General features: G+C 71.6%; 7 protein-coding genes and 1 pseudogene. 3 read left to right on the top strand and 5 right to left on the bottom strand.

What is annotated here, in order from left to right; translation table 11 throughout:
- Positions 1 to 157: 157 nt before the first annotated feature.
- Together E1J50_RS24790 and E1J50_RS24785 are read left to right on the top strand one after the other, a co-directional pair.
- Complete coding sequence (locus E1J50_RS24790; RefSeq protein WP_132256744.1) at positions 158 to 2,224, top strand: heparinase II/III family protein; 2,067 nt, start codon at positions 158 to 160, stop codon at positions 2,222 to 2,224.
- Between the two features lie 291 nt (positions 2,225 to 2,515).
- Entirely contained in the window at positions 2,516 to 3,985 is a 1,470-nt protein-coding gene (locus tag E1J50_RS24785) for a GumC family protein (protein WP_165937970.1), read from the top strand.
- 305 nt (positions 3,986 to 4,290) lie between these two features.
- Here E1J50_RS24785 and E1J50_RS24780 read toward each other — a convergent pair whose 3' ends face one another.
- Entirely contained in the window at positions 4,291 to 4,917 is a 627-nt protein-coding gene (locus E1J50_RS24780; protein WP_132256740.1) for a DsbA family oxidoreductase, read from the bottom strand.
- 74 nt (positions 4,918 to 4,991) lie between these two features.
- Positions 4,992 to 6,092 carry an oxidoreductase gene (locus tag E1J50_RS24775; RefSeq protein WP_132256738.1) on the bottom strand — a complete coding sequence of 367 codons (1,101 nt, stop codon included), beginning with the start codon at positions 6,090 to 6,092 and terminating at the stop codon, positions 4,992 to 4,994.
- Between the two features lie 126 nt (positions 6,093 to 6,218).
- Here E1J50_RS24775 and E1J50_RS24770 point away from each other — a divergent pair, with 126 nt between their 5' ends.
- Entirely contained in the window at positions 6,219 to 7,124 is a 906-nt protein-coding gene (locus tag E1J50_RS24770) for a LysR family transcriptional regulator (protein ID WP_245516744.1), read from the top strand.
- A gap of 109 nt (positions 7,125 to 7,233) precedes the next feature.
- Here the strand turns inward: E1J50_RS24770 and E1J50_RS24765 are convergent, their stop codons facing one another.
- From E1J50_RS24765 to E1J50_RS24755, 3 genes and pseudogenes are all read right to left on the bottom strand, one after another.
- A complete protein-coding gene (locus E1J50_RS24765) occupies positions 7,234 to 8,139 on the bottom strand; it encodes an acyl-CoA acyltransferase (protein WP_132256734.1) in 906 nt (301 codons plus the stop codon).
- Positions 8,140 to 8,166: 27 nt separating this feature from the next.
- Positions 8,167 to 8,436, bottom strand: coding sequence for a hypothetical protein (locus tag E1J50_RS24760; RefSeq protein WP_132256731.1), 270 nt, complete (start codon positions 8,434 to 8,436; stop codon positions 8,167 to 8,169).
- 141 nt (positions 8,437 to 8,577) lie between these two features.
- Positions 8,578 to 8,835: pseudogene (locus E1J50_RS24755) on the bottom strand (oxalate/formate MFS antiporter); the annotation flags it as partial.

Here is an 8,835-nt window from a genome sequence, read left to right as displayed (position 1 = left end):
TCCCGACTCAGCACGATCTTGGACGGCTCATCTTTGCGGTTGTAGCGAGAGCAAGATGGGAACCACGGGTTTCGGCGGCAAAACTGTTTTGTTTTGACACTCTTGCGATCCCGTTCACGCGATCTCCGCAATTTGACGGCTCAATCCGGGACAGGGCATGGACCAGGCTGATAGCGCATCGCGCACAACCGAGACGCGCGCAAGCGCACAAGGCCACGCAGCGCGGGCATCCCGAAGCGCGGGCGGCGCCCGCCTCGCGCGGCTGGCGTGGTATCTCGGCCGCCTGCGCTCCATGGGTCCCGCCGAGATCGTCCACCGCGTCGGCGAGGCGGCGCGGAGGCGCGCCTGGGCCCGGCGGCCGATCGGCTGGGAGACGCGCGCGCCGGGCGATCCCGCGCCGCTGCCCGACTTTCCCGAGCTTCGGCGGGCGCTCGCGGAATCCGCGGGGCTGCCGGGCGTGCGCCGCAGCCTTTCCGCGATCGAGGCGGGACGATTCCACTATTTCGGCCGCGACTGGCCGGCACCCGATTTCACCGGCCCGGATGCCGGTGCGGGCTTCTGGTTTCACGATCCGGTGACGGGCGTGGCCTGGCCCGGGGCCGGCGTGCCGGCCCACCGCGTCGACGTGCGCGCAACGGTCGAGGCGCCCGACGGCAGCGGCCGCCCCGGCGACGTCAAGTTCGTCTGGGAGCCGGCCCGCCTCCAGATGCTCCACCCGCTCGCCGCCGCCTGCGCCGCGGGGGATGCCCGTGCCGGCGAGGCGGCACGGGCGATCGTGACGAGCTTCTCCCGGGTGAACCCGCCCTATGGCGGCGTCCACTGGTTCTCCGGCATCGAGATGACGCTCCGGCTCGTCAGCCTGCTGCTCGTGGCGGCCGCTTCCGGGCCGGAAGGGTTGCCGCCGGAGGAGCGCGCCGCCTTCCGCAGGCTCGTCGCGGCCCATGCGGAGGCCATCGCGGCCTTCCCCTCGCTCCACTCCTCGGCCAACAACCACCGCATCGCGGAGGGGCTGGGGCTCCTCGTCTCCGGGCTCCTGCTGGAGGGCGCCGCCGAGGCCGCGTCCTGGGAGGCGGAGGGGCGGGCCATCCTCGAGGGGGAGGGCGAGCGCCAGATCCTGCCGGACGGCGTCGGGGCCGAGCAATCCCTGACCTACCAAGCCTGGACGATGGAGATGCTCGGCCTCGGCTTCGTGCTGGCGCGCGACGCCGGGCGCCCGCTCGCGCCCGCGCTCCTGGCGCGGCTCGCGGCCGGGGCCGGGTTCCTGCGGGCGATGCTCGACGGGGCCGGGCGGAACCCGGCGATCGGGGACGACGACGAGGGGCGGATCCTCAGCGACGGGCTCGGCCGCGAGCCCCGCTACGTCGCCTCCGTCACCGCGGCGATCGCCGGCCTCGCCGGCCGTCCGGACCTCGCCCCGCCGGCCCGCGACCCGCACCCGCGCGACGCGGTGTTCGGCGCGCCGCCCGATCCCAGCCCCGTCGCGGAGGGGCGGCAGACCTTCCGGCAAGGCGGCTACACGGCCGTCCACGCGCGCATCGCCGGGCGCGCCTGCCACCTCGTGTTCGACCACGGGCCGATCGGCTACCTGACGCTCGCCGCGCACGGCCACGCGGACGCGCTCGGCATCTGGCTGTCGATCGACGGCCGCCCCGTCCTGATCGACGCGGGCACCCACCTCTACCATGCCGGGGGAGCCGGCCGCGTCGCGATGCGCGAGAGCCTCGCCCACAACACGCTGAGCGTGGCGGGGGCCTCCCACAGCCTCGCCTCCGCGGGCTTCCACTGGGCGAGCCGCGCCGACGCGCGCCTCGTCGCCGAGACCGAGGGAGAGGCTTGGTCGGTCACCGGCGCGCACGAGGGCTACGCCCGGCGCTTCGGCGTCGCGCACCGGCGCCGCGTCGCGCGCGACCCGACCGGGTTCCTGATCGCGGACCGGCTGGACGGGGGCCGCGGCGGCCTCCCGGTCGAGATCCGCTTCCTCGTCCACCCGGATCTCGCGGCCAGCCTGCAGGATGGCGTCCTCGCCCTCGGCGACGCCTCCGGCCTCCTGTGCCAAATCGTGCCACCGTCCGGCTTTGAGACGCGGCTCACGGCGGCCACCGCGCCGGGAGCGGCCGTCTACGCGCCCCGCTTCGGACACCTCGCCACGGCCCACAGCCTCGTCCTGTCCGGTACACTCGGCGCCGCGGACGCGCACACCCGGATCAGCATCGGCGCAAGCTGACGGGCGGATGCGCGAAGACCTCGGGCAGACGTCCGGCGTGATGAACAGTCGATGAAGGAGGAGGAGCGAATGCGAGTCCAGGATTCACTGCCGCGAAACCGGACGAGGCTTAACCCTGTCTGATCTTCGACACCGGAATTCGACCCGACGCCTCTGTTCAATGGTCCTCGCCTTGCAAATCTCTCCTCCGGCAGCACGGCTTCGTCCCGCTCGTCCCGAGCCGGGACAGGGCGGGGCGCCGCGTCTGGCCGGCGGAGCGAGGTCGCGATGGTTCGGTTGGAGAGATTCGCGTTGAACGATCCGCACTTCGCCTTCCAGCCCGCCCCCGCAGCCGTCATCGACCTGCGCGGCATCGTCGCGACGTTCCGGCGGCGCTGGCGCTGGATCGCGGGCTCGGTCTTCGCGCTCACCTTCGCAGCGCTCGGCGCCGCGCTGACCATGCCGCCGCGCTACGACGCGACGGCCAAGATCCTGCTCGACCCCCGCAACCTCCAGGTCTTCCAGAACGACATCAACCCGACCGCCGGCACCGGCGAGGAGGCGACCCTCATCAGCGAGAGCCAGCTCCAGGTGGTGCGCTCGACGAGCGTCCTGACGAGCGTCGTCCAGTCGGAGAAGCTCGCCGCCGATCCCGAATTCGGGTCGCCCCGCCAGGGGCTGCTGGCGACCTTCAGGAACCAGCTCCTCGGTTCGCCCGACAAGGACAAGGACCGGGAGGCGGAGACGCCGGAATCGCGCGCCTTGCGCGCCCTCGACCGGGCGGTCTCGGTGCGCCGGCCGGACAAGACCTTCGTCATCGAGATCGGCATCTCGACGGAATCGGCCGAGAAATCGGCGCGCATCGCCAACGCCGTCGCCGACGCGTTCCTGAAGGAGCTGACGCGCACCCGCACCGACGAGGTCGAGCGGGCGAGCGGCGCCCTCGAAGCCCGGCTCGGCGAGTTGCGCGAGCGGCTGCAGGTGAGCGAGGCGGCCGTCGAGCGCTACCGGCGCAACCACGACCTCGTCGGCGCCTCGGGCCGGCTCGTCGGCGAGCAGCAGCTCACCGATCTCACGAACCAAGTCGCCCGCGCGCGCAGCCGCACGGCGGAGACGGCGGCGCGCGTGGAGCAGATCCAGAAGGTCCGGCGCTCGGGCGACCTGCAGGACGCGACGGTGGAGGCCGTCCAGTCGCCCGCCATCGCCGCCCTGCGCGCGACCCTTGCCGAGGCCAAGCGCGCCGAGGCCGACGCGGCGCTCGTCTACGGACCCCGCCATCCGGCCAATGCCGGCATGGCCCAGCGCGTGCGCGCGGCCCGGCAGCAACTCGACGACGAGCTCGGCCGCATCGCCCGCACCGCCACCACCGATTACGACCGCGCCCGCGCGGCGGAGGCCAATCTCGACCAGCGCATCACCGCCCTCAAGAAGGAGGCGGCGAAGGCGAACGAGGCCCAGGTCCAATTGCGGGAGCTCGAGCGCGAGGCCGCCTCGAACCGCGGCGTCTACGAGGCCTTCCTGAACCGGGCCAAGGACCTGCAGCAGCGCTACTACCTCGACACGACGAATGCGCGCACGATCAAGCAGGCGACGCCCCCCGTCGCCAAGGCCGGCATCTCGAAGCTCGCCATCATCGCGGGCGGCCTCGTCGTCGGCCTGCTTCTCGGCCTGGCGCTTGCCCTGCTGCGCGAGCAGTTCGACCCGCCGGCCTACGAGACGCGGGCCTTGAGCGTCTGGCGCGAGCCGGAGCCGCGCTACCTGCCGAGTTCCCGGACGCGCTGAGGCGGGCAGCGGGACGGGGCGCGAAAGGGGCGATCCGGCTGTCGCCGGCGCATTCTAGGGCAAGACGGAGTTCGGTTTGCGGGAGGCGACGCGCTGTCTCGGACGATCGGGGGTATTTCGGGTCTCTGAGATCGGAAAGACCGCCCTCGCGGTCCCAATCCGTCGCTCGGTACGGTCGGCCCTCGACTCTCCTCGGACCTTGAAATGTGCACGCTGCGATCGCCGGGATCGCTCCAGAGCACGGCTCCATCAGAGTTTCAGTCGTGACTTTCACGCGAGCGATACGCTCGACGGAACCGGTCGCGCTAGGCCGCTTGCCGCAGGATTTCGGCTCGCAGGATTTCGGGCTGCGGGGTGCCCGAGAACAGCCGGTTGCCGACAGCAACCGAGGGGACGGCACGGATGCCCGCCTCTCGCGCCACGCGCAAAGCCGCATCGTGGCGCTCCCCGGAGAGCGGCGAGGCCAGCACGCCATCAAGGCCGAGCGGGTCGAGGCCGAGATCCTGCACGATCGCCTTGAGAACGTCGGTGTCGCCGATGTCGCGATCCTGCTGAAAGAAGGCGCGCAGAACCGCATTGACGTAAGCGTCGCCCCGACCGTGCTCGACGGCGTATTGAAGTCCGAGGAATGCCTTGCGGGTGTAGGGCTGCGGCGAGACGGTCGGCAGGCGGATCGCGATGCCCATCCGCTCGGCCGCGGGGTAGACGCCCTGCTTCCATGCCGTGGGCAGATACGCGTCCTCCGGCCGCAACGTCGGGGTCGGGTAGGGGCGCAACTCGAACGGCATCCAGACAAGGTCGACCTCGAGCCCCTCGGAAGCGGCTCGAATGACGTGCTCCCCCAAGAGGCAGTAGGGGCAGACGAAGTCGATCCACACGCGAAGGGTCGCTCGGGAAGCTGTCCGTGCGGCGGTGCTGGCGTCCTGGCTCATATCCCTCGATCCATCTCCTCGCGCGGCGGGCAACGGGTCACCGGAACAAGGCGGCAGCCCGCTCCTCGGATCCTTCAGGCCGCAAGCTCGGTCGGCTTGATGTTGGCAATCGGCCCCAGGATGGCGTGGTCGAAGCCCGCCAGTTCCTGGGCTGCCTGGATGCGGTTCGGGAAATCCGGATTGGCGAGCGCGGCCTTGCCGAGCGCCACGATGTCCGCGCCGGCAGCCAGGACCTCCTGCGCCCGCGCCCGATCCTGCACGCCGCCATTGGCGATCAGCGGGACCTGCGGCGCGTAGCGGCGAGCAAGTGCGACAAGGCTGTCGGGGCCACCCTCGAACGCGGGCTCCCACGCCCTGTGCTCGGTGACGTGGAGGTAGCTGATTCCGGCCTCCGCGAGCGTGCCGAAGATGACCTCGGCATCCTGCTCATGGCCCGGCCATTTATGGGCGTCGTCGTTGACCTTACCCTGCGAGATCCGGACCCCCACCGGCACGCCCGGACCGGCCTTCGCCCGCACTGCCTCGACGATGGCGGTCACGAACGTGGTGCGCTGGCGGGTGTCGCCGCCCCACCGGTCGCGGCGACGATTGGCATAGTCGGTGAGGAACTGGTCGATCAGGTAGCCGTTCGCGCCGTGGATCTCGATGCCGTCGAACCCGGCCGCCACCGCGCGTGCGGCCGAGGCGGCGAAGCCCTCGATTGCGTCGGCGATCTGCTCCTCGTTCATGGCCTCAGGCAGCGGATAGGCGCCCTTGCCGAAGTAGAACTCCATCTGCTCACCCTTGGGCTGCACGGCCGAAGGTCCGATGCTGGTCTCCCGGAAGCGGTTGCCCTGGCTGATCGCACCCGCGTGCATCACCTGCGCGAAGATGTGCGCCCCGTGCCGGTGGGCCGCCTCGACGACCGGCCGCCACGCCTGCTCCTGGGCCTCGTCGGTGATGCCGGGCTGGTGCAGGTAGCCCTGCGAGAACGCCCGATCCGTGTAGATGCCCTCGGTGATCAGCAGGCCGAAACCGCCTCGGGCGAAGCGCTCGTAGTAGCGCGCCATCGTCTCCGTGGCCGTGCCCTCGTCGGACGCGCTCACGCGCGTCATCGGCGCGACCGCGAGGCGGTTCCCGAGCGTCACGCCGTTTATATCGAACGTGGTGAAAAGGCCCGTCGCGTCCGTGCTCATGTCCGGCCTCCAAGCTACCGTCGCCGCTCTGTCGCCAGCGAGGTAGCGGATGGCGCGGCCTTGCAGTAGCCGAGGTGAGCGATAAGGATCTTATCGTTCAGTGTTATGCCGATGAACCTGTCAGACGTGGCCCTGTTCCGCGCGATCGTCGCGACCGGCAGCCTTTCGGCCGCCGGCCGGCAGGCGGGCCTGTCGCCGATGGCGGTCAGTCGCCGGTTGGCCGCGCTCGAACAGGAAGTCGGTGTTCGCCTGCTCCACCGCACGACCCGATCGGTCGCGCTGACGGCGGATGGCGAGACGTTCCTGCCGCTCGCCCGGACGATGCTGGAGGCGAGAGACGCCGTTGCGGCAGCCTTCTCCGAGCAGCACGAGGGATTGAGCGGCGTTCTGCGCGTGACGGCCCCGAACCGGATCGGCCGCGCTGTGGTCGTGCCGCTGGTGGTCCGGCTGATGGCGGAGAACCCGCTGCTACAGGTTGACCTGACCTTCGCGGACGGGATCGTGGATCTCGCGGCGTCCGGGATCGACGTGGCGCTCAGGGTCGCAACGTTGCAGGCGTCGGAACTCGTCGCCGTGCGGCTGGTGGACAATCCGCGCATCCTCTGCGCAGCCCCGAGCTATCTCGCGACGCATCGGTCACCCGAACGGTTGAGCGACCTCGACGCCCACGCCTGCCTGACGCTCCACGCCATGGATGCGTGGCCCTTCCAGCAGGCAGGGCAACCGATCGCCAAGCGCATCAAGGGGCGGCTCGCCGCCAACAGCGTCGACACGGTGCACGCCGCCTGCATTGCCGGGGCAGGAATTGCGCTGCTGACCTATTGGGACGTGGCGCAGGAGCTTGCCGACAGCACCCTCGCGGCCGTCACCCTGGCCGACGCGGAGCCCGAGCAGTTGGCCATCTGGGCGGTGCTGCCGACCCGCCAGCACATGCCGGCACGAGTCCGTCAGTTCATCCACGCCTTGAAGAGCGAACTGAGACGCCTCCCGCTCGGGATCTCCGAACGATCGCAGGCCGGTCCGGGGGCGTGATCCTCCGCGTCCCCTGACGATCCGGACGCTCATCCCGTGAGCGTCACACGTCCGCCGCCCACCCCCGTCCAACCTCGGATGCCGGGCACCAAGCGTCGGGTGTCGATTGCTAATCCCGCTTCAGCCAGAAAGCCTCGCCGAGGATCGCCGCCTCCGTGAAGGCGAGGTCGCCGGGATGGGGGACGTCGGCGCCCTTGGCGTATTTCGGCATGCGATCCGGCAGGTAGGGACCGACGAGGCCGGGCACGGGGGCCGGCGCGTCGACCATCGCGAGGAGAAGGCCCTTGGCCAGGAGGAAGCGGCCGAGGGCGCGCCCGAAGCGGCGGAGGTCGCCGGCATCCGCGCAATAGAGCAGGTAGGCCACCGTGACCCGGTGGCCGGCGATGCGGCGGCGCTGGAACACGAAGGGGTGGGCGCGCCCCTCCGCCACGCACCAGACCGTCAGGCAGCCCATCCGCGCATGCGTCTCCATGACGTGCGCGTCCCCCGCCGCGACGGCGGCGCCGGCGGGCGGCGCCCCCTCGACGAGGCGCACCCGAGGGGCCGCGCCGCGGGTCAGGAGCGGCACGGCGACCTGGAGGCCGGCAATGTAGCGGCGGAAGCCCTGCGCCTCGATCGTCGGGCGGGTCGGGGGCGCCGGGGAGATGTTGATGTAGGTGACGGCCCTGTCGCGGGTCGCCGAGGCGACGAGGAGCGAGGCGTAGCCGCGGTGGCTCTCCTCGACGTACCAGCTCGACAGGTTGCAGCGCATCGGGCGCCCGGGGATCGCGCCGAACACCATCAGGAGCACGCCGACGAGATTGCCGCCGAGGTCGAGCACGTAGCCCGAATGCGGGCAGCCGGTCTCGGCGCTGTAGGCGAGGAGGCGCGCGAGCGCCGCGTCCCACTCGGCCACGGAGCGGCCCGGGAAGCCACGGGCGAGGAGGGGGCCGAGTGCCTCCCGGTCGGCCTCGACGATCCGGCGGCAGCGCAGGCGCGCGGCCGCGCCGGGGGTCGGGCTCGGATCTGCCGTCATCGGCTCGGCCATCGCGCGGGGGGCGCGTCAGGCCGCGCGGCTGAGGAGGGGCAGCAGGGCGCCGCGGAGGGCCTCCATCTGCGCCTCGGTCTCGGCCTTCGCCCGGGCGGCGTCGGGCGCCAGGAGCGTGCGCAGGCGCGCGATCTCGAGCTCGAGGCGGTCGTTCTCGGCGACGAGGAGCGCGACCTTCTCCTCCGCGACGCGGGCGCGCGCCAGCGCCTCGTTGCGCTCCTGCTCGCGGACCTGGACCCGGTCGCGCCAGAGCCGCGTCGCGACGTTCTCAGGTTCCTCGCTCATGGCACGCTCCGGACGCCGACGAATCGAGGCGGCAGCGTCGCACGGTAGGGTTCATGAAACGTAACGGGGACGGCCCTGCGTTGCAGAACCGTCCCCGCCTTGGTCGGGGCCGCCCCGGCGAACCGGGGCGCGCGTTTTGGCTCAGGCGTGGGCGAGGGCGCCGGCCGGGAGGGCGGCCTCGTTCGCCGCGTGGTGCTTCTTGAGCATGGGCCGGAGCACCGCCACCGCGAGGGCGGCCGCGATGAGGTCCATGGTGGCCACCGTGTAGAGCACCGTCGACCACGTGCCGGTCGCCTGCATGATCACGTTGCCGAGCGGCACGAACAGGGCCGCAAAACCCTTGGCGCAGTAGAGCACGCCGTAGATCTTGCCGATGTGCTTCGAGCCGAACGTGTCGGC

Origin of the sequence: Methylobacterium segetis, assembly GCF_004348265.1 — a bacterium.
Classification (GTDB): Bacteria; Pseudomonadota; Alphaproteobacteria; order Rhizobiales; family Beijerinckiaceae; genus Methylobacterium; species Methylobacterium segetis.
The sequence above is the reverse complement of the archived record's forward strand: the minus strand, read 5'-3'. Positions and strand labels throughout refer to the sequence as shown.